This window comes from Alcaligenes sp. Lyrl_28, from assembly GCF_051948705.1.
In the GTDB taxonomy this organism is placed as follows: Bacteria; Pseudomonadota; Gammaproteobacteria; order Burkholderiales; family Burkholderiaceae_B; genus Alcaligenes; species Alcaligenes ammonioxydans.
The window spans coordinates 180,093-200,794 of record NZ_JAYJLG010000004.1 but is presented as its reverse complement, the minus strand read 5'-3'; the positions used below and the strand labels follow the sequence as shown (position 1 = coordinate 200,794).

General features: G+C 59.1%; 20 protein-coding genes. 2 read left to right on the top strand and 18 right to left on the bottom strand.

From position 1 onward, the window contains the following. Positions 1-6 precede the first annotated feature (6 nt). Positions 7-1,329, bottom strand: a complete 1,323-nt coding sequence (gene tssK, locus VF694_RS11580) for a type VI secretion system baseplate subunit TssK (protein ID WP_003805481.1) — start codon at positions 1,327-1,329, stop codon at positions 7-9. Positions 1,330-1,352: 23 nt separating this feature from the next. Continuing rightward, positions 1,353-1,856 (bottom strand): type VI secretion system lipoprotein TssJ, encoded by a 504-nt coding sequence (tssJ, locus tag VF694_RS11575; protein ID WP_230406223.1) that lies wholly within the window; start codon positions 1,854-1,856, stop codon positions 1,353-1,355. A 186-nt stretch (positions 1,857-2,042) separates the two neighbouring features. Here tssJ and VF694_RS11570 point away from each other — a divergent pair, with 186 nt between their 5' ends. Both VF694_RS11570 and VF694_RS11565 read left to right on the top strand, forming a co-directional pair. Next, on the top strand, positions 2,043-2,432 hold the full coding sequence (locus VF694_RS11570; RefSeq protein WP_003805477.1) for a TssQ family T6SS-associated lipoprotein: 390 nt from the start codon (positions 2,043-2,045) through the stop codon (positions 2,430-2,432). Further along, entirely contained in the window at positions 2,429-3,019 is a 591-nt protein-coding gene (locus tag VF694_RS11565) for a hypothetical protein (RefSeq protein ID WP_131071029.1), read from the top strand. The genes VF694_RS11570 and VF694_RS11565 overlap by 4 nt, the downstream gene beginning before the upstream one ends. 3 nt (positions 3,020-3,022) lie before the next feature. Here VF694_RS11565 and tssG read toward each other — a convergent pair whose 3' ends face one another. The 16 genes from tssG to VF694_RS11485 form a co-directional block, all read right to left on the bottom strand. Then, complete coding sequence (gene tssG, locus VF694_RS11560; protein WP_426345346.1) at positions 3,023-4,066, bottom strand: type VI secretion system baseplate subunit TssG; 1,044 nt, start codon at positions 4,064-4,066, stop codon at positions 3,023-3,025. After that, complete coding sequence (tssF, locus tag VF694_RS11555) at positions 4,063-5,949, bottom strand: type VI secretion system baseplate subunit TssF (protein WP_059318144.1); 1,887 nt, start codon at positions 5,947-5,949, stop codon at positions 4,063-4,065. Before tssF ends, tssG begins: the two co-directional genes overlap by 4 nt. Next, positions 5,946-6,488: a type VI secretion system baseplate subunit TssE gene (gene tssE, locus VF694_RS11550; RefSeq protein WP_131071030.1), complete on the bottom strand. Its 543-nt coding sequence runs from the start codon at positions 6,486-6,488 to the stop codon at positions 5,946-5,948. Before tssE ends, tssF begins: the two co-directional genes overlap by 4 nt. Positions 6,489-6,517: 29 nt before the next feature. Then, on the bottom strand, positions 6,518-7,000 hold the full coding sequence (locus VF694_RS11545; protein WP_003805467.1) for an Hcp family type VI secretion system effector: 483 nt from the start codon (positions 6,998-7,000) through the stop codon (positions 6,518-6,520). Positions 7,001-7,049: 49 nt separating this feature from the next. Continuing rightward, on the bottom strand, positions 7,050-8,543 hold the full coding sequence (tssC, locus tag VF694_RS11540; RefSeq protein ID WP_003805465.1) for a type VI secretion system contractile sheath large subunit: 1,494 nt from the start codon (positions 8,541-8,543) through the stop codon (positions 7,050-7,052). Positions 8,544-8,556: 13 nt separating this feature from the next. After that, a complete protein-coding gene (gene tssB, locus VF694_RS11535; RefSeq protein ID WP_201024855.1) occupies positions 8,557-9,114 on the bottom strand; it encodes a type VI secretion system contractile sheath small subunit in 558 nt (185 codons plus the stop codon). Positions 9,115-9,141: 27 nt separating this feature from the next. Continuing rightward, positions 9,142-10,200 (bottom strand): ImpA family type VI secretion system protein, encoded by a 1,059-nt coding sequence (locus VF694_RS11530; RefSeq protein WP_440164402.1) that lies wholly within the window; start codon positions 10,198-10,200, stop codon positions 9,142-9,144. A 184-nt stretch (positions 10,201-10,384) separates the two neighbouring features. Continuing rightward, positions 10,385-10,837 (bottom strand): DUF7832 domain-containing protein, encoded by a 453-nt coding sequence (locus tag VF694_RS11525; RefSeq protein ID WP_131071031.1) that lies wholly within the window; start codon positions 10,835-10,837, stop codon positions 10,385-10,387. Then, complete coding sequence (locus VF694_RS11520) at positions 10,834-11,643, bottom strand: DUF4150 domain-containing protein (protein WP_440164401.1); 810 nt, start codon at positions 11,641-11,643, stop codon at positions 10,834-10,836. Before VF694_RS11520 ends, VF694_RS11525 begins: the two co-directional genes overlap by 4 nt. A 9-nt stretch (positions 11,644-11,652) precedes the next feature. Beyond that, positions 11,653-12,714: a pentapeptide repeat-containing protein gene (locus VF694_RS11515; protein ID WP_440164399.1), complete on the bottom strand. Its 1,062-nt coding sequence runs from the start codon at positions 12,712-12,714 to the stop codon at positions 11,653-11,655. Then, positions 12,714-15,233 (bottom strand): DUF2169 domain-containing protein, encoded by a 2,520-nt coding sequence (locus VF694_RS11510; RefSeq protein WP_440164397.1) that lies wholly within the window; start codon positions 15,231-15,233, stop codon positions 12,714-12,716. Before VF694_RS11510 ends, VF694_RS11515 begins: the two co-directional genes overlap by 1 nt. A gap of 62 nt (positions 15,234-15,295) precedes the next feature. Then, positions 15,296-15,784, bottom strand: a complete 489-nt coding sequence (locus tag VF694_RS11505; protein ID WP_100214936.1) for a hypothetical protein — start codon at positions 15,782-15,784, stop codon at positions 15,296-15,298. Between the two features lie 33 nt (positions 15,785-15,817). Continuing rightward, positions 15,818-16,303: a hypothetical protein gene (locus tag VF694_RS11500; protein ID WP_003805449.1), complete on the bottom strand. Its 486-nt coding sequence runs from the start codon at positions 16,301-16,303 to the stop codon at positions 15,818-15,820. A 21-nt stretch (positions 16,304-16,324) separates the two neighbouring features. Continuing rightward, complete coding sequence (locus VF694_RS11495; protein ID WP_440164395.1) at positions 16,325-18,676, bottom strand: type VI secretion system Vgr family protein; 2,352 nt, start codon at positions 18,674-18,676, stop codon at positions 16,325-16,327. A 2-nt stretch (positions 18,677-18,678) separates the two neighbouring features. Next, positions 18,679-19,275 (bottom strand): DUF3540 domain-containing protein, encoded by a 597-nt coding sequence (locus VF694_RS11490; protein ID WP_003805446.1) that lies wholly within the window; start codon positions 19,273-19,275, stop codon positions 18,679-18,681. 222 nt (positions 19,276-19,497) lie between these two features. After that, positions 19,498-20,697 carry an acetyl-CoA C-acyltransferase gene (locus tag VF694_RS11485; protein WP_165477532.1) on the bottom strand — a complete coding sequence of 400 codons (1,200 nt, stop codon included), beginning with the start codon at positions 20,695-20,697 and terminating at the stop codon, positions 19,498-19,500. Between the last annotated feature and the right edge of the window lie 5 nt (positions 20,698-20,702).

The following is a 20,702-nucleotide window of genomic DNA, read 5'->3' as shown; positions in this document are numbered from 1 at the left end:
TCCGGTTCAGCGGCGTATCGCCCAAAACTCAAGTTGCAGACCAGGAAAATCTCCGGCCAGATGCAGGGCCAAGGCGCCATTGTGCTCAAGCTGACGCCATAACTCGCCACCTTTTTCCAGCTCGAAGTAGGTGAACCCGGCGTGATAGGGCAAAGCACGCGGCGCAACAGACAAGGGCTGCAAACCGATACCGGGCAATTGCAGATGGACCAGATCGCGAATGCGCTCCACCGGCCCCAGTTTCACTTGCGCTGCAAAATGCTGGCGTACTGTCTGAGCAGGCAAGTCAGCCTGTACGGCCAGAATGAAACCTGCCTGCTGCAAGAGCGAACGATCGGCAATGTGAGCCAGGCGCACGCCCTGGCCTTTATCCTCCAGCGCAATCGACACGGCCTGCTGCTCCAGCACTACGGCCAAGGCCCGGCGTAACTCCAGTACCAGGGGCAAGAAGGACTGGGCCAGATCGTCATGCAGATAGGGAGGCCAGACCAGCGGCTGTCGCCCATCCTGGGTGTAGGTGGCCAAAGCGCCATACAGCTCCATCCAGATCTGAAACAGCTCGCTGGGGTGTACATGAGCGCGCTGTTCCATGGCCCATAGGGCCGCCCGATAACGGTTGACCAGTTCCAGCATCATGAAGTCAGCCACATCGCCCTGCCCCCGCCCTCCCGGCCCCAGACGCTGGGCCAACGCCTGGGCGCGGGCCTGCAACAAGGCCTGTACATCAGCGCTCAACACGCTCAGCCGCGCGTGCGCCTGAATGGACAGGACAGGAGCAATAAAATCAGGGTCCAGCACCAAGGAACGATCAGACCGGCGTTCCAGAATGCGCGCCACCGGCATGGCAACGCTGTCTTCATAGACCTCGGACTCCGGCAAGAGCACAGGCTGCAAACGCCCCAATTGAGACAGACAAGGCTCGGGGGACAGGCCGCTGCTGTCATACAAGTCCTGCTCGCTGACCACATAGCGCGAACGACGTGCGCTGCTCCCGTCAAACTGAACTTCTGCTCGACCTGCCTGAGGCCGGGGCAACACCAACATCAGTCGCTCGGGACGCACAAGCTCAGGGGCGGTCCAGGCCGCGATCTGCATGGCGCCCGGCCTGCTGTCAAATGGCGTCCCGTCGGGCAGCAGGCCACGCGCTTCACGCAGCGCTACACTGCCCATGCTCAGGGCCTGCTCGTCCAGAATCAAGGCTTCAAAGCCCCAAAAAAAGGGCTGTGTGGCACGCCGTCCAGCCTGGGCGTAATGCTCCAGATACCGCTCCATCTGCTGAAAATGCTGGGGCCGTAAAAAAAGCCCTTCGGTCCAAATCACTTTATCCATTGAATTAATCCGTTCCACACCTATCAATCAAGCACTTGAATGGCGTTTTTGCGTAATTGCAGACTGACCTGGACGGCATCGGGAGCCGATTGCCAGAACTTGTAAATATTGGTGGTGCGCGACTCGGGCAGCGGCAGCAACACTCGCCACACACTGGCATCCAACTCGCGATAGCCCACGACCACGCCGACGGCGGTGGCCTGCAGGTCGCCCGGCCTTTTGAAGGTATGGGTCTGGCCGGGACGCAGCACGATCTGCGCGACATTGAGCAGGTCAGCTTGCAAGGCTTGTTGCGGGTCGGACTGCAGGGCAAAGAAATCCCGCGACTCAAAAGCACTTCCCGAGCGCAGCTCGAACACCAGCACCTGGACCGGAGAAGGCCGACCCGTGGTATCCGGGTTGAGCTGATCGTCCGCAGTCAGAACGATTTCATAAGGCACGGCCATGCGACTGGAGGTGGACGCGCACGCGGTCAACACGCCCAACATCAGCAGCGAACACAAACGAAGCAATCGGCAAACGGTCACGACGTCTCCTTGAATGACAATGCGCCCCATCTAAAAGCATGAATGCGACAACTTTGTTAAGGACACGGGGTGTTTCGGTGCTTACCCTTGCGCAACAACTCTTACAAAAGCATCCGCGTCATGTCATCTGGCTGTCTTTTTCCTTTCCTAGTCTTGGTGGCAAGTTCAACTTTTCTTTTTTCTGCCATGTATTTACCTGCCCGCCTGATTTCACCGGCTCTGGCCTTGTTGCTGGCGGCCTGCGCCCAGACCCCGAACAAACCGGTGGCTGTATTCAGCCCGGCTGCCGAAGCTGAGCTGGAGCAGATCCGCTCTGCCTTTCACGAAGGCGACTACACCGCCGTGATCCGGCAAGTAGGACGCTCCAGCACCTTGCCTGCTGCCGCGTCCCATCAATACAGCGAAGCCTTGAAACTGCAGGCCTTCAGCTTTTGTGTGCGCGACTACACCTTTTTGTGTGAAGAGCGTTTCAAGCAGGCCCGGGTGGTGGACCCTGGTTTTAGCTTGGCCCAGGCCGAGCGCGGTCACCCCATCTGGGGGCCGGTTTATGAAAAAGTGGCGGGAGCCCAGCCATGAGCACGTCGTTAGACTGGTGTTTACAAGCCGAATCCGGTGGCCCTCCCCGCCCAGTGCCTGAACCCGGTCTGGTGTGTGGCTCCTGGACACAGGCTGATCTGGTCTTACCCGACAACAATCAGACACCGCCCATCCTGTCTTACCTGCGACGTCAGCAAAATGTGCTGACGATTCAACGAGCCAGCGCAGACGGTCAGGTCGCCGTCAATGGCATCGAGCTGGCACTGGAGCAGGTCCAGACTTTGCACAATGGGGATCGCCTGACCTTAGGAGACATGCACTACCGGGTGGAGTCGGGTGCCCATCCTGGCACGCAGCCTGAAACGCCTTTGGCTGCGGCGCCCATGGCCGATCCTTTCGCAGACCTGCATGTTCCCGGCATGGTCCCGGTGGGCGGCCCCATGCCGGCCCCTTCGGACAAGCATCCCTTTGAGGCCGCCGCCCAACCGGGCCGCTCGACCAGCACCGACAGCCCGATTCCGGCAGTCAGCTGGCAGCCCGAATTGGGCCACGCGCCGGAATGGGTCAGCACCTTGTCGGACAAGGAAAATGCGTTCGATCTTTTGCAGGGAATGCGTCAGGCCTAAGCCTTAGCGCCGCGGATCGTGCCAATCGGGGCGGCTGTCCAGAAACAGGCACAGATCCGCTCGGTCCTGCGTGCCGGGTTTTCCCAGCCAGGTTTCCTGGCCCAGCCCCACTCCCGCCCCCAGGCCCAGATCAGGCTGTTCACTGGCATGCAGCACCAGTTGCAGTTGAACCGACCACTCCAGCCCCAGATACAGAGCCAGGCAATAGCGCAATTGCCGCCACGCCGGACGGCCCGGCAAGAAGCGTCCATAATCCTGCCGACTCAAGGGGCCAATCCGTATGCGTATGGTTTGCTGCACGTCCAGAATACGCGCCCCCAGCACGGCATTTTTCCCCAGCCCCGAACAGCTGCGGCCCAGACAGACCTGGGTTTGATCATCCAGCGCGACCCAAACCGGCACGTTCTGCTGAATGCTGACGGGCACTTGAAAATAGCTGGCCAGAAGCGCTTGCAGGGCAGGCGCACTGCGAGTTTGGGACGCCAGCGCAGGCGCCTGAAAATACACGGCATGATCGCTCACGGGAGCCGATTCGCCCTGACTCCCTACTCCAGCCAGACTGGCCAGCCAACGCGTGAAACCATCCTGATCATGTTCCAGGTCACAGACCGCCTGCGCTTGTGCCCATGCTCTGAAAAACAGCAAAAACAGACGGTGATGAAACTGGTCCAGAAAGGCCACACCGGCATGGTCACCAAAGTTGCGGCTCCGCTGGAAAAAGTACTCTGTCATGTGCAGTGGCAAAGGGCCATTGGGCCCCCACAAGCCAAAGCCTTGCACATCCAGATGCAGTTGTTCATCTTCCCAGCGCGCGGTTTGCACGCTGGAAGCCGCAAACGCCAGACTCGGCGGCTGGCCTACCCGCACCTCTTCCTGACGCGGCGTAGGCGCGGTTCCCAAGCGAGGCTGGCCCTGGGCTGCCTGCAAGGCATCAACGGCCCGCAAGACCCGAAACAGATCATGCCCAAAAGGCCATTGCTGAATGATCCGACCCAGCTCCTCCAAGGAAGCCTGTGGCTTGAGCTGCTCTTGCTCGGCCCGGTTCACAGCACCGCCCGCGTACCTGCTTGCGGCCCCCAGGCGCCCAGTTCCACTCCTGCTTCGGAACGAAATTGGGTAGAAACAAAACTGTTCAGACTGACATGGCGGGCCAGGTAACGACTGAGCACAGCGGCCAGAACAAACGGACGGCCACCGGGAAAACCACTCTGATCCAGCGTGACCTCAAAATGCACGCCACGCGCCATCACCAACGGCCCTGGCCCAGGCATGGCCCGCTGCACGGGCCGCGCCTGAACCGCCATAAGGGACGCCAGCTGGCGCAGAGCACCCGCATCAGCGCTGTCCACATGCGGAGCCAGCAAGGCACGCCAGCGATCCGCCGCCTGTATCGGGTCTGACTGCGCCACACCCAACTGGGCCAAGCTCATCTGCGCGATCAGCTCCCAGGCCTGGCGGCCTCCCGTCGAGGCCGCTCGCGGTCGGGTCAGTCCACCCAACAGGCGGATACCGGCCACAGGGGCCGACACCTGCAAACTGAAATCCGACTCAGGCGAACGAGGCAGCAGCAAAGGTAAATCACGGTTACTGCACCAGGCGGTCACACTGATCTGATTCATGCCAAAAAACTCGGACTGCTCATGCTGATTGACCAACGAGACATAGACTTCACTGCCTACGTAACTGCTGCGTCCCCCCCAACGCTTCTGGGCATCGGACACGAGGCGCGGTTCACGGCGCAACGTGTAATAGCGGCCATATGCCCCTCCATCCTGAGCCGTACTGGCATACAAGGGGCGAAACACAACATCGTCTGTTCCTCGTCGGCCATGGCCTTGCACCCGCTCCATCAGGCAAACTTCAAAGTCCATGGGACGGGTTCTGTCCATGACCACGTGATGATCGCTTGCCTGGGGACGCAAGGCCATACGTTCACTGCGTCGACGAAACAAATTCACGACGGGCGTGCAATACAAACGCACATGGCCAGGCCCGACTCGAGCGGCCAGATCAGGCCAGGCCTGTTTCAACACAATGTGCACACTCCAGCGACGGCTTTTCAGCGCCTGCGCCCGCGCTCTGGCAATTGCGGCTTGCAAACCCCGTAGCCGCACGAAAGCAAATCGCCCCGGCAAGGCAAAGTACTCCCGCAACAAGCGATGGCCGGAGAACTCCTGGGACACCATGGGCAAGATGGCTTGATCATCTTCCAGGCCATCGTGTGTCAGGCAATCGGACATCGCTAGAAACTGCGGCGCCTCGTCCTCCATCTGCACGAATACCCCCAAGGCCTGACGCAACAAGGCATCGAGCAACACGCTGCTGTCAGACTCCGGGCCAGCCAGATGCAGGCTCAGCTCATCTACCGCCAATTCTTCCAGTGTCAGGCCGCCTTGTACCGAAAAGTCCAGCCGCAAGGCCGAACGAGCCTGTGCCGCCTGTCGACTACCCAGCGCCGCCAGCGGCAGATCAGCAGCGACATCACCCAGTTGCACATGCGTCAAGGCCATGGGCCACAAAGAGACGGTATGACAGGTGGAAAACTCACAGGCGGTTTGCTCTCCAGCCGGAATACGGGAGCGCAAGGTGGTGTGACGCGGCACCGTAAAACCTTTGGCCAGCGCCCCTTCGCTCATGCTGGGACAAAACTGCACCAAGCCCATGCTGGGAGTGGGCATCAGCCAGGAAGGCTGGATCACATCCAGCAATTGCTGGCTCAGGCGGGGAAACTCCGCGTCCATCTTCAGCTGGATGCGGGCCGTCAGAAAGCTGAACCCCTCCAGAAGGCGCTCGACATAGGGATCAGCGACCGCCGTATCGTGGACACCCAGACGGGCAGCCACCTTCGGGTAGGCTTGCGCAAACTCGGCGCCCAGCTCGCGCAGATACGCCAGTTCACGATTGTAGTAATGCAAAAGCTCCGGATTCATCCCGATGCGTCACTCTCTTCAAGATCCAGTTGCCCGCTTTCCAGATCAATGCTGGTGCGCAGTAGAAATTCCTGCGGATACGGTTCACACCAGACATGGCCCTGAATACGCAGACTTAGCACGTTATGCAGATCCTGCTGGGAGCGGTGATCCAGACAATGCACCTGCAAGGTATCGGGCAAAATGCGGGGCTCGAAATGCAAAATCGCGGTGCGCAGCGCCTGTTCCACATCCAGCCACTCCACCTCGCTCATGGTCTTGCCGGCCAGCGGGCTCAAACCATAATTCAGGCAGGAGCGACGCACATGGACCAAGGCCTGCATCAAGGGAGTCGCCCCCTGATTGGGGGTATTGAGCAAATGACCCAGATCGCGCAACACCGCCTGGCGCATCTGGTACTGGCTCATGGGCTGGGGTGGCTCCCAAATCTGATCGGGCCGCTCGTCGGTCAACCGGTCCAGCAGACACGGTTGCAAGCGATCTGCCTGACCGCGCATCAGCGCGGCCCCGCGGCGTCCCGGTAAGCGAAAGCGGTCCATGGCGGCCCTACCTCTAGAAGCCAGCCCGATCAGGCCTCTTTATTCTGCTTGATATCCCAGGCCACCAGGGTTTCAGCCCCTTTGCTGCCGCGCTCGGACTGCTCCCAATATTGCTGCTTGACGCGTGCGGCCTGAAAGGAATAGTTGACCATCACACTTTCCACATCACGCTCGGCATTGAGCTGAACCGAAGTCACCAGGACTTCTTCCAGCGTAATTTTGGTGTATTCCACCTGCTCGCCACCGGCCTTGCACACCGACAGCTCCACCTTGCCCAGATGTTTGCCACTGGCGCAATGCTTCATCACCGCTGGGGCGGCCTTGTCAATGCGGGCGAGCACATGCAGATCATTGAAGTTGGCTTTGCCCTGACCGCCGCCCCCGCCCGAGCTCATGCTGCCGGGCTGGGAGGCGCCCCACGAGAACGACAGAATATCGGTCCAGTCTTTGTGGTTGGCATCTTTGGACTCGCCATTGGCGCCTTCAATCTTCATGAACATATCAACAGACACGCTTTTCTCCTTGGAGGTCGAATAAGGCCATCAAAGGCCAGGATGGAAATCAGTTCTGCTCGCCTTTCAATGACGGCAAGCGCGATACCAGTCGCAACGAAACCGTCAGGCCTTCCAGTTGGTAATGCGGGCGCAAGAAGAACTTGGCGGCGTAGTAACCGGGGTTATCGGGGACCTCCTGCACCGACACTTCAGCTGCCGCCAATGGCTTGCGCGCCTTGGTTTCCTGCGAGGAGTTGGTGGGATCGCCATCTACATAATTCATGATCCATCCGTTCAGCCAACGCTCCATATCGTCACGTTCGCGAAAGGAGCCGATCTTGTCACGCACGATGCATTTGAGGTAATGCGCGAACCGGCAGCAGGCAAACAGATAAGGCAGACGCGCTGCCAGACGGGCGTTGGCCGTGGCATCGGCATCGTAGTATTCCTGAGGTTTTTGCAAAGACTGCGCACCGATGAAGGCGGCAAAATCCGAGTTCTTGCGATGGACCAGCGGCATAAAGCCGTTCTTGGCCAGCTCGGCCTCGCGACGGTCGCTGATCGCAATTTCGGTGGGACACTTGATGTCCACGCCCCCATCGTCCGTCGGGAATGTGTGGCAGGGCAGATTCTCGACAGCGCCTCCCGACTCTACACCCCGGATCGCCGTACACCAGCCAAAATGCTTGAAGGAGCGATTGATGTTTACCGCCATGGCATAGGCCGAGTTGGCCCAGGTATACCGATCATGATTCGCGCCGTCCGTGTCTTCCTCGAAATCGAACTCATCGACGGGGTTGGTGCGTGCGCCATAGGGGAGCCGCGCCAGAAAACGCGGCATGGCCAGGCCGAGATAACGGGCATCCTCCGACTCACGCAAGCTTTGCCAGGCCGCGTATTCGGTATTGGAAAAAATCTTGGTCAGATCCCGCGGATTGGCCAGCTCCTGCCAGGACTCCATCTGCATGACCGACGGCGCAGCCCCGGCGATAAAGGGGCTATGCGCCGCAGCCCCAATGCGCGCCAGCTCGCCAAGCATTTCCACATCGGGCGGGCTGTGATCAAAGTGATAATCCCCCACCAGACAACCAAAAGGCTCACCCCCAAACTGTCCGTATTCCTGCTCATAGACTTTTTTGAACAAGGGGCTTTGATCCCAGGCCACACCTTTGTAGCGCTTCAGATTGCGAGCCAGCTCTTTTTTGGTCGCAGGAAGCACGCGGATACGCAGCAGCTCATCCGTTTCCGTATTGCTGACCAGATAATGAAGGCCACGCCATGCCCCTTCCAGGCGCTGAAACTCGGGGTGATGCAGGATGTGATTGATCTGCTCGGTCATCTTCTGGTCGATCTGGGCAATCACGGCCTGAATGGTTTGATAGGCGTCCTCACTCAAGGTCACAGACTGGTCCAGGGCCTGCTCGGCCAAGGTGGACACAGCAAACTCAACCGCTTGCTGGGCCTGCTCGGTCTTGGGACGAAATTCCTGCTGCAACAGACGGGACAGCTCATCGAGCTGGGCCGTGTCACGGGTAGCGGTCAAGGTCTGGGGGGAAGTCATGAGGTAGGGCTCCTTATGCGTGGGGATCGCTGTCCTGATCGCCTTGAGACTCGTTCATTGTCAGGGCCTGGGGTGGGCGGCCAGCCAGGGCGCGCAAGAGCTCCGGCTGCTCAAGCAAACGCGACAGCAGCGCTTCCGCCCCGCTTTTGCCATCCATATAAGTCAGCAAATTGGCCAGTTGGGTACGGGCTTCGAGCAGGCGTGCCAAAGGCTCGATCTGACGGGCCAGTTCGGCAGGAGAAAAACTGTCCATGGAATCAAAAGAGACTTCCACGCCCAGCACTCCGTCCCCCGTCAAACTATTGGGGACCTGCATGTTCAGCTTGGGCGCGATGGACTTCATGCGGTCATCGAAGTTATCCACGTCAATTTCCATAAACTTGCGCTCGCCCAGATCCGGCAGGCTCTCCGTGTTGTGTCCAGCCAGATCGGCCAGAACGCCCATCACAAAAGGCAGTTGCACACGGTGCTCGGCACCGTACAGTTCGACGTCATATTCAATTTGCACACGCGGAGCCCGATTGCGCCCAAGGAATTTCTGTCCACTACCCGAATTGGATTTCACAGACATCAGGTCTTCTCCAGTTGATTGATGGAATTAAGAGGCCGCCTCGGATCGAGGCATGAAAACCTGGATCTGTTCCCAGGCGCCGGGAGCCAGATCACGAATCAGCTCGTGAAAGCCCATAGGCACCAGTTGCTGGGCGCGCCGCAACAGCAAAGGGGCGGGATGACTAGGTTCGTACTGCTCGAAATACGCCACCAGCTTGTCCAGCAGCAGCACCACTTCTTCGCGCGATGAAACATGCAGGCTCTGCCAGTTGAGCAAATCCATGGGGGGGACTGACGGACGGCCAGACGACAATGTCACCGTACTCGTCGCACTTTCCTGTATGGGTTCAGGAGCCAGCGGCGCAGACGGGGAGGTCGCTGCATCCAGGACCGCGCTGGCCGCTTCCACGGTATCCCAGGCCCCATCGAGCCGCAGCGCCCATTCCGTCTCCAGATGCTGCCGCACCAAGGCCTCCAGCTCCTGGCGGAACTGGCGTAGACGACGCAAGGCCTGAGTCTGACTCTGGCCGGCGGCAAAAGCACGACGCAATTCTTCTACCAGTCGGTCTCGCCCAGGCAGGCCAGAGTCTTTCTGCCCCCCATCCAGTACGTATCCGACTTCGCGCAAATTCAATTGACGGTGCCCCAGGCTGACCACAGGGGCTTCACGCATCAACCGCCCCAGCCCATCAATCGCCGACAAACCCGCCAGGGCATTGACACGGGGCAACGGGTCCAGCTCGCCATCCTCATACAGGCGTGGGTGGACGTACTCCCAGCCCTTTTGCAACGCACCTAACAGCCATTGGCATACGTCCACCAAGGCAGGCAGTCCACCGGTCTGCAAACGCGCCTGGGCCAGAACCACCAGCAAGCGGATATCGGCCGAGCGATCCAGCAAATCCTGCACCAGACGGACGATGCGCGTCCAATCGGGAACCTGGGCCGGAATGATGGTTTGGCCAAACTGCTGTTCACCCTGTACGTGCAGCGCCTGCATCAAGGCCAGAAAATCTGCCTCGTACTCCAGGTTCTCCCCGTAAAGAGCCTTGTCAGGCGCCACGCTCCAGGCTGGCTGCCACGGTTCCTGCATGCCTTCGACCATAGCTGTCGTCTCGAAAAACTGATTACGCAGCCAGTCTAGAAAGCGAAGGTGACACCTTTTTGACTAAAATTTTTCCTTACTTATTTTGCAAAATAGATGTATTTATGCTCTTTTTGAAGCATATAAACGCAAAAGCGCCGCCCGCAGGCAGCGCTTTTCAAACCAACACAGAGAGCGGGCAAAATCAGCTATCCAGCCCCTGCTCCTGTCGCCAATGCTGATAACGTTGCTCCAGAACCGGTCGCAGGGTCTCGTAACTGTCCCAGTCGTCGGGCACATGGTAGATAGAGGGCAGCACCTCGTCGTCCAGCGTATCCACGTAATCGTCCAGATACAGCTCGTCGTAATAAAAATCGCTGAAAGCCTTGCCCAACTCGGACATATCTTCGCTGACCAGCACGTCGTCGCAGCAGTCTTGCAACAATTGCGAGCCTTTGAGCATGTGATCGCGGCACTGGCGCACCTCGTTGGGATAGCGATCGACAAAGGTATCGGCCAGCAAACCTTTTTCCACCAGCCAGGCCAGGTACATGCCAATATGGGTGCGCCCGCCCTGCGGGCCCAGACCAGCAGGATAGTCCCCACCGACATGCCAGTCCACAGCGTCATATTTAACGGGATCAGTGTGCGTTTTCAATGTCGTACCTCCGTAGGTATGCGTAGGTTCTTGGGAAGGGGCTGGCGGGGCGCATTCTTGCCAATCAATTCTGCTCCCCTGCTCTCCATCGCCTTGTCCTTGGCCTTCTGGGTTGCGGACCGGCGTGCTCCCCCACTTTTGACTTCGACCGCCCGGATTTTGCCCGTGTTCTTGTCCTTGATCAGTATATCGATCACACGGCGGGTCAGCGGTGTTTTTGCAGATACCTGCGTACCCATCACCTCATGGCCTTCCTGCTTCAGCTCGGCCTCAACCTCGCGTTCCCGCTGCGCGCCACGACGCCGGTTGCGTTTAAGCTGCGCCCGCTTGGCCTCCCGTGCCGCCGCCTTGCGCGCCGCCTCCGGCCCGCTGCCCGAGACGCCTTTGCCGCCTTTACCGAGTCCGCCACCGGCACCACCGCCACCTAGCAACAGCACTTTGAACTGGCTGGGCACCACCCGCATGCCCACTGTGTTGACGGTATTTTGCATGCTCAGGCTGGTCAGGCGGGTGGCTGGAATTCCCTTCCACAGCACATTGGGCACACAGGTAATGGAGCGCGAACGCGACATCACGGTTTGCGAGATCAAGCCCAAGGCTACACCCGGATTGTCGCCATTACTCAAGGGTATCGTCGTGAGCAGATTATGGGCAGGGCCGCCCTGCAACAAGATGTTCCAGGCATTGGGGATGCCCATCAGCCCCGTCGCAAAATTGGGGTAAGGAATGGGCAACAGAGCCGGTGGCGTCTTGCAGATGTCGGGAAAGGCGATGTCCATACCGCCCCGTTGGCAATTGGCAAACATCCGGGCTCCTTACTCAAGATTCATATAACGCGCCGTCCAGCTTTCGGATTCGTGCAAAGCCGGATGATTGGGCAGGCAGCCTGCAACCTGCTCCTGTCCGGCCTTGTCCTGCAGGCAACGATGAAACTGGGTGCGTTCAAAATGCGCGCCATCCCAACGGGCCCGGCGGCAATCTGCATACGAGAAATCCGCATAACGCAGCTGGCTATGCTCGAAACGGGCCTGCTCCAGTACCGCCTGCGCGAAGTAGGCTTGCTGTAAAACCGAACCGCGAAAATCCGCCTCGGGGGCATGGGCTTGAGCCCACAGGCTTTGCGTCAGATTGGCTTGCCGCATTTGCAAGCCTTGGGCTTGCGCCTGAACAAACAACGCCTGCTCGGCCTGCACCTGGTTCAGCACGGCCTGATTCAGGATGGCAGACTTGAAATTGGTGCTGCAAAGGCGGGCGTGGCTTAGGTCCGCCTGAGTAAAGTCGGACCCCATCAAAACACTGCCACCCAGATCCAGCCCGGACAAGTTCATGCCTTGGAAATTGCAGTCAATCGCGGTGACCCGGCTCCAGCGACTGCCTGCCAGCAGGCTGCCGCGCCAATCCAGTTCCATCACCGCCACCTCTTCCAGCCGGGTTGACCGCAAGGACAGCTCGCCAGCCCGGCAACCTGTCCAGGTACAGGCTTGCAACAAAGCCTGATCGAAATTTCCTGACCGCAGCACACAATGCGCCCAATGCGTCTCGATCCAGGCACCGCCTTGCCAAAGAGCACCCTGCAAATCGCAGTCCTGCCAGGTCACCTCACTTGCCTGTACATGTTTGCAAGACAGCTCCTTGAGTACACTGTCCATAAAAACGCAGCCGTCCAGGGTACTGGCATCCAAGACGGCCCCGCTCAGATCGCACTGGTGAAAATGGCTACCCGCCAGATTGACACCTAATGCCTTCACGCGTGGCAAGCGGCAGGACAGGAACACGGCCCCGGAGTAATCACCTGGCGGCAGATACAAGTCACTTAAATCCAGACCTTGCAATGGCTCACCCTGGCGGATGCGCAAACGCAAAACATGAGCGTCCATCAGACCGGGCCTCCCGCCGGTCCACGACGTGCGGTGCGCAGGTAGACATTCCGGCTACGAGTACGCATGTCGGTTTGCCATCCTTGCAGATCAGCCCGAAACAGATTCACCGTATCCAGCAAGGCTCCGCGCACATTCGCTCCGCCGGCCAGACTGTTGCTCATATCAACCTTGCTCAGCACGGCTTGACTGAAGTCCGCATCAATCAAAATGCACTCTCGCAAAACGGCCTGACTCCATTGCGAACCGTGCAGATTGGCACGGGATAAATCGCAACACTGGAGCTGAGCTTGTTCAAAGCAGGACTGGGATAAATCCACGCCTCGCAGATTGCTCTCTTCCAGACGCGCCCCCTGCCAGTTTGACCCTGGCATATCCAGGCCGGACACCACACTTTGGTGCCATGTACTCGCACTGCAATCTGCCACACCATCGAGCAAACCCAACAGCCAGGACGACTCTTTCAGCGTGGAGCCGCGCAAGGACAGCCCACGCAGATCACAATCCAGCCAGAGGCATTGCTGCAGCTGGCAATCCTGATACCTCACCCCAGACAAGCGCGAGCGCATCAAATACTGCACTTCCTGCAACTGGGAGGACTCGAACGTACAGCGCAGCATATCCACATCCAGCCATTCCTGTTCCTGCAAATGGGACTGCTGAAACAACACATCCTGCCAACTGGATTCGCGGGGTTGCCAACGTATCGCCTGCACGTGACGAAACTGCACCGACTGCAAGACCGCTGCGCTGAAATCCACATCATCCAACTGGGACTGGGTGAACTGCACCTGCTCCAGGCGAGCCCGCACAAAACTCGCCCCTGAACAATCCGCCCCCGCAAATGTGCCTTCTGTCAGAACGGCATCGTTAAAGCAGGTGCCCACACAGCGCACACCGGAAAAGTCGAAACCCTGCAAATGCAGGCCGCTCAAATCCAGACCGGAAAGATTCCGCGTTCCTGCCAAAATCAGTTCCACGCGCCTGCGCAAACGCTGTTGCCTCAGCTCGGAGACCAGCATGGCATCGCCATAGGCTTGCATGGCCTGCCTGGCCTGTTCGACAGGCTTGGCCAGCACCCCGGATACCGCAGCGTTATCACTACCCATCCTATCGAGTTCATCTAAAAGGTGTTGGGTTTCCCGGGCAGCAACCCGATAAGCCGCCTTGTCCTGAAAAGGGGATTGGCGCTGCATATCCTGCACCTGCTCCATGCCCGCAGCCAGTTTCTGACGCGCATCCCACAGCTGACGATTGGACTGACGCACTTCCTGCACCCAGTCTGTCCGGTCTATATCCATAGGCTTGGGAGGCCCTGCCTGTGTCAGCGAAAAAAAGTCATCTTGCCAGGCGGGGTGAGCTTGCGCCGCCTCCTGCGCCCACCGCTCCAGACGCGTGCGCATCGTCAATGACAAGGGATCGTCCGGGCTGCTTAGCACCTCACCCAGGGGGGCACAGCAAGCCTGGGGCAGCAAGTCTTGATCGCGCAAGGCAAACAGGCCAGCCTGATCTCCTTCGCTGCGCAAGTGCAGCACGCGCTCATAATGATCCTGGCCGCGAGCTTGTCCTGCCAGCTCCACTGCGGGCATTAACACACTCACATCTTGAGCCTGCGCATCCTGCACGGACACACTTCCCTGATACAGCAGCAACATGTGGCCCAGGTCCGGAAAAAACCAGACTGTGGTGTGCAGCAGATCCAGCTTTTGCAATCCGGGGACCCGACGATCCTGATACCAGCACATGGCTTGCCACTGCGGCAAGGTGCCGCACCACTGGGGTCGTTGTGCATGCAGATGGTGTAGCTCCCACGTACTGTCTGCAGGCCAGTGGCTCTGCCTGGGCCACCACTGATCTGGCTCCGCCGTGTTGAAAAAATGCGGGTCCAGGCTGTCAAGCATCATGCCCGGATCATGTTGCAACCAGGCGGGATCATAATGACCGGCCAAACGAAAACGTCGTGGTCGCAACGGAGAGACGGGCCCCAAACCGGCCGGGCTGCCTTGCTGAGCAGAACGATGCAAACGCCCCTCCCAGGGTTCGACCTGAGGCAACGTCAGCGGCTCTCCAGGAGCGGCAAGCTCCATCCCCATGCCTGCCGGATTATCGGGATACTGCGGCCCTCCCCAGCTACGGCTACCATCCAAGGGCACACGCGTAAAAGGCGCTGCCTCGCCGGGCCTGCCTTGACGCCATTGGCGTCGCCCGAACACGGCCAGCCTCTTTTCAATGGGGCCGACACGGGCTTGAACCACCAGTTGCGAGACCTCTTGCCCCTGCGGAGCACAGGCATGTCCCGATACCAGAAACTCCGCGCAAGGCTTGGGTAAAGCCAGATCCACCACCTCATCGTCCAAGATCAGGCTCGACACCCCCTGCCACATGCGTGCATCAGTGCTTAATAAATGCGGCGCATCCATCGAGCACCAGGCCTGGACTGAAACACCCAACGCATGCTGACCACGCCAGCTCCAGGGACGCGCCAAAACACCCAAGCGCAATGGCTTGACTAGGCGCATATGAACTCCTTAGCCATGTTTGCTGGTCCGATCATTGTTTCTGTTCATCCTGCCACATAAGGTCAATCACCATAGGAAGTGAAGACAGGCCGCAATTGCAATACGACCTGTTCACGATCAAGCGCGCAACGTGTCGGTTCATGGAGGTCGCCCAGCACGGCCACCACCTGACCTGGCCCAAACCGGCTGTGCAATTCGGGTTGAATCAACACCTCTATAAACGTCCTGCGCCCCTCGACGTCCAGACTAAGACGCAACAAGGGATAAACCAGCTTGAACACACCCGGCAGCAACTCCTCTTGAGCCACGATGCGCGCCTGGCATCGCAGCGCCTTCCTGGAGCGCAGCCGCTGATACACGCGTTGCTCGGGCCAGGCACGCCAATAACGCACAAGCGCTCGAGCACCAGCCACCAAGAAGCCCACCGGCACCACCAGCACGATGGCGACCAGATATGGTAAAAAACCACTCCATTCCAAAGCCATGCCGATACGTACCATCATCGCCGCCAGACTCAGCGCCAGAAACATCCAAAGAAGCAGCCCTAGCATCTCAGCCCTTTTTCCCAAAGCCGGAACCTGACACTAATCCACATACGGGCTGTGCACAGGTTTGAGCTGCAAAGCCACCTGCTCACGATCAATGGCGCATTGGCGTGGATCAGTCGCGTCACAGAGCACCGCCACCGTATTACCCGGCCTGAATCTGTACCCCAGTTCAGGCTGCATCAGCACATCCAGATCAACGCGTGTTCCCTGCACATCCAAAACCAGGCGTACCAAGGGATAAGCATGTGTGCGCCCTTCCCGCAATGGGGTGCACTCCACAATCTCCGCCTGTACCCGCACTGCATTTCCCCGGACCAGCTTTCTGTATCTGGCCTGCTCCGGCCAGGCGCGGTAATGCTGCATGAAATCGCGGCGCGTCGTCTCCAGCGCTATCAGGAAAAACAGGTACAAGAAAATAGAGATATAAAAGCCCGGCCCTTCCCACTGGGTCATCACGCCCACGTAGGTAATCATCGCCGTCAGGAACAAGAGCATTAAGCCTGTGCGTACCGCCGTTGCCATCGTGAATCTGCCCCTCCTTGATTACATGAACAAATGCAGGATGGCCTTACGCAAACTCATCATCGATTTGTGCGTTTCCATGCCTATCTTCTTCAAGGCCAAGCCTTTCTTCTTGATATCGAGCATGACCTCATCGTTTTTGAAGGTCGCCTTATCGATCTTGTAATAGGCCCACTGATAGTTCAGCCCATACGCCTGTGCCCGCATGCCCCAGGCATCCAGGGAAGCGCCTGTCCCGTTCAGGCGAAACCCCGTCACCCTTTCGGTGTGAGGCACCCAGAAGCGCTCCAGACTCGTGACATTGACCTTCCAGCTGGGCGTGGTGATGTTCACCCCTGTTGAGGCGGTAATGTCCACGGGCCCGGAAATGCTTTTGGTCAGATTGCCGGTCAGGGTGTCAGTGACATTGCCAGTGGTAGTCAGGTCCACATTACCCGTAACGGTTTCTTTAACATCGCCGGTCACGGTGTAGTCCACCGCGCCAGTAATCGTGCGGGTGTAGTCGCCGGTTTGAGTGGAGTTGCGGGTGCCGGTGATGGCGTCCGTGACCCCGCCCGTGACGGTATGGGTGACATCGCCGGTAATCGTTCTGCTCAGGTCCCCGGTCAGCGTATCGGTCACATTGCCTGTCACCGTGCGCGTCACATCACCGGTGTGAGTGCGCGTCTGCTCGCCCTCTATGGTTTCGACCAGATCTCCGATGACTGTGCGTACAACCCCGCTATTGAAGGTCTCGGTTTCCAGATCCTGCACCGTGGTGGTGCGGGTCGCCATAACGCTCAAGGTATCGTGGCCAGTAATCACGGTAGTCCGGTTGCCATCGACGGTATGGGTTTCGTCCCCTTCAACTTCCGTGTCCAGATTGCGCTCGGCATGTAGCCAGATACGCTCCTGACCGGCCCTGTCCTCAAACATGAAGGCGTTGGCGTTGCTGGGGTCACCGTCTTTGGAGCGGCTCAAAAAGCCGCTTTGCGTCGCATTGTCCGGCAGGTTCCAGGGTGGCATATTGCTGGCGTTATACACGCGACCGACCGCAATGGGCCGGTCCGGGTCGCCCCCCAGAAAGTCCACGATCACTTCGTCGCCCACGCGGGGCAATTGAATGCCCCCAAAGCCGCCGCCTGCCCACGGGCTGGAGACGCGCAGCCAGCAGGAGCTGTTTTCATTGGCCTGCCCATAGCGGTCCCACAAAAACTGAACCTTGATGCGACCATACTGATCGGTCCACAGTTGCTCGCCGCTCTTGCCCACCACCTTGGCGGTTTGAGGGCCGTAGGTGCGTGGAACCGGCGTAAGCCGCAAAGGACGGTAAGGCTGGCTGGATGGCATCACCCGAAAATCAATAAAGTAGTGGCTGGCCATGCCACTCTCACCGGTATGGCTGACATCGAGAAAATCGTAATCAACCTGGGTCACCAGGTAATCGCGATTGTCCTCCAGACGCGGATGATTGCGCACGGACAACACATACCCTGGCGCGACCCCGCGCGCATTGGTCTGGGCTTGCGCCTGACTGCGTACCGCCTGCAAGGCTTCGAGCCGCAAGCGAGAGTAATGCTCACCGTGGTGAGGCTCGGTATAGCCACCCGCCCATTCGTACACTTCCAGATCACCCAAGGCGTGTTCAGCGGGGTTGCTGCGTGTGGCGTCCAGGCTGGCCCCCGGCTTGCAATAGTCGTAATCGGCCGTCGCGTAACGGCCCGGAGTGACTTGCTCATACGGGTGCCAGGCATGGATATGCTCGACATCGGGATGCGCTACCCGGTCGGGGGACACAAAGGGTAGTTCAGTCAACCAGGGCGCAGCCGCATGCTGGCCGGCATCATCCGCCATCACCAGCGTATGAGCCCCGTTACGATGTTCGAACCAGTAGTAAATCCCTTCGCGCTCCATCAAGCGGCTGACAAACTGAAAATCGCTCTCCTGATACTGAACGCAATAAGTCTGACGTGGATAATCCTGCGTCAGCCGAGATTCCCAGGCAAAGGGGTAACGGCCCAGTACGTCCTGCAAGACCTCAGGCACTGTTTTTTCCTGAAAAATCCGGCTGTCCATGTTCTGGCTCAAGAACCAGAGCCAGGGACGCAAGGTGGCCCTGTAGGTGTAAAAGCGGTCGCTACGACCTGTTTTGCCCAGCAGACGAAACGCGCTGATGCGCCCGTCCAGGAAACGCGGAACGGCAAGCGGCGTCCTGATCTCCAGACTCAGGGACTCACCCAGCAAGCTGCGTAAATCCAGCAAGGGTGTGTTGCACACCACATCCACCTGCAACTCAAAGGGCTGAGACAACCCTTCTCGGCCTTGCAAGGCCTGAAACAGCAGGACCTCCGGGCCCAAGGGGCTATGCACTTGCACAAGACGTTCTGTCAGCATGCCTACCCCATGTGTATTTGGTCAGCGTCAACTTTGACCAGCTCACGTGCGCTCATCAAGGTATGGCGGGCATGCAAACGCATTTGATGCTGGGCTTGTACGTCCAGTCGGCCACCACGCCAACGCTCTTCTTTTTCAGTCAGACGAAATACGTGATTACAGACTTGAGACAAGCGATCGGACACCGTTTCCTGGACCCGCGACAAGATCCGCAGCGTGCCTGCCGTCAGGCTCACTTCTCGGCCCGACTGGCGCAAATGCGCACCGGCCTGCAACGTCAAATCGGCCTCGGACTGAATATGTACCCCTCCCTGCGCAGCCTGCACATGCAACCCTTGCTCAGCCACCAAATGCAAGGCCCCGCCCTGAGGGCGCTCCAGCACGGCAAACACATAGGCCTGCTCGCCATCGGCCCCGCCTACCCATACCTTGTCACCCACTTGCGGCTGCACCAGGCAACTGACGGCCTGCGGCACAATCCAGCAGCGCTCGCCGCAGTCGACTTCAAACTGCCCCGACTCCAGACGGGCCTTGACCCACCCCTGCCAGAACAGGGGGGGCACATGCAGGCTGGACACCATGCGCGAGGGCAATCCCATACATCCTCCGTGTGAGCTGTTCAACACAATAAAAAGGACTATGGCGCGGGCCTATGTCTACTCTATGACAACAACAAACCTTTACTTTTTTGACATTTAGCGGGTTTTAAGCAAATTTGCTTACACGTATCGCGCTCTTGCCCCTCCCTGCCGGGGACAGACCAATAAAAAGCCGCCCGAAGGCGGCTTTGTCCAGCAACGATAAAAGCAGCAGATCGGAAATTATGTCCGCTCGAAAATCCCGGCTGCACCCATGCCGGTACCAATACACATGGTGAGCATGCCGTATTTCAACTGACGACGCTGCAAGGCATGAACCACCGTAGCAGCACGCATGGCACCGGTCGCACCCAGCGGGTGGCCCATGGCAATGGCGCCACCCAGCGGATTGACCCGCTCAGGGTCCAGACCCAGATCCCGAATCACTGCCAGCGACTGAGCCGCAAAGGCTTCGTTCAGCTCGATCCAGTCCATCTGGTCTTGCTTCAAGCCTGCCAGAGCCAGCGCATGCGGGACGGCTTCTTTAGGCCCAATCCCCATAATGGCAGGCGGTACGCCACGCACCGAGAAGGTCACAAAGCGTGCCAGGGGCGTCAGATTGTGCTCCCGCAAGGCTCGCTCGGAGACAAGCAGCAAGGCACCGGCCCCGTCCGAGGTCTGCGAGCTGTTGCCGGCCGTGACCGAACCACGCGCCGCAAACACGGGGCGCAATTTACCCAAGGCTTCCAGACTGGTATCCGGGCGTGGGCCTTCGTCCCGTTCGACCACTTGGGTTTTAACGGAGATTTCCTGAGTGTTCAGGTCAGGCTGGCGACGGGTCACCGTAACCGGCAAGACTTCACCCGTAAATTCGCCCGACTCCCAGGCCTTGACGGCTTTCTGGTGCGAGGCCAGAGCAAACGCGTCCTGGTCTTCGCGAGACACCTTCCACTGACGAGCGACCTCTTCAGCCGTCAGGCCCATACCGTAGGCAATCCCGTAGTTTTCGTCCGAGGTAAAGATCTCGGGACTGAAACTGGTGTTCACGCCCATCACCGGCACCTGACTCATGGATTCCACGCCGGAGGCCACGATAATGTCTGCCTGACCAGTACGGATACGATCGGCCGCAATGGCGATGGCACTCAGACCCGAGGCGCAGAAACGGTTGACGGTCATGCCGGCCACGGTGTGCGGCAACCCTGCCAGCAAGGCGGAGATGCGCGCGACGTTAAAACCCTGTGGGCCTTCAGGCAGGGCGCAGCCGGCCACCACTTCTTCAATGGCGGCCGGGTCCAGCTTGGGTACATCAGCCAGCATGCCGCGAATGGCATGCGCCAGCAGCTCGTCAGGGCGATAGGACGAAAACACGCCACGAGGCGCTTTTCCGATGGGTGTACGCTTGGCAGCGACGATATAAGCTTGTTGTACAGTCATGTCCACTCCTT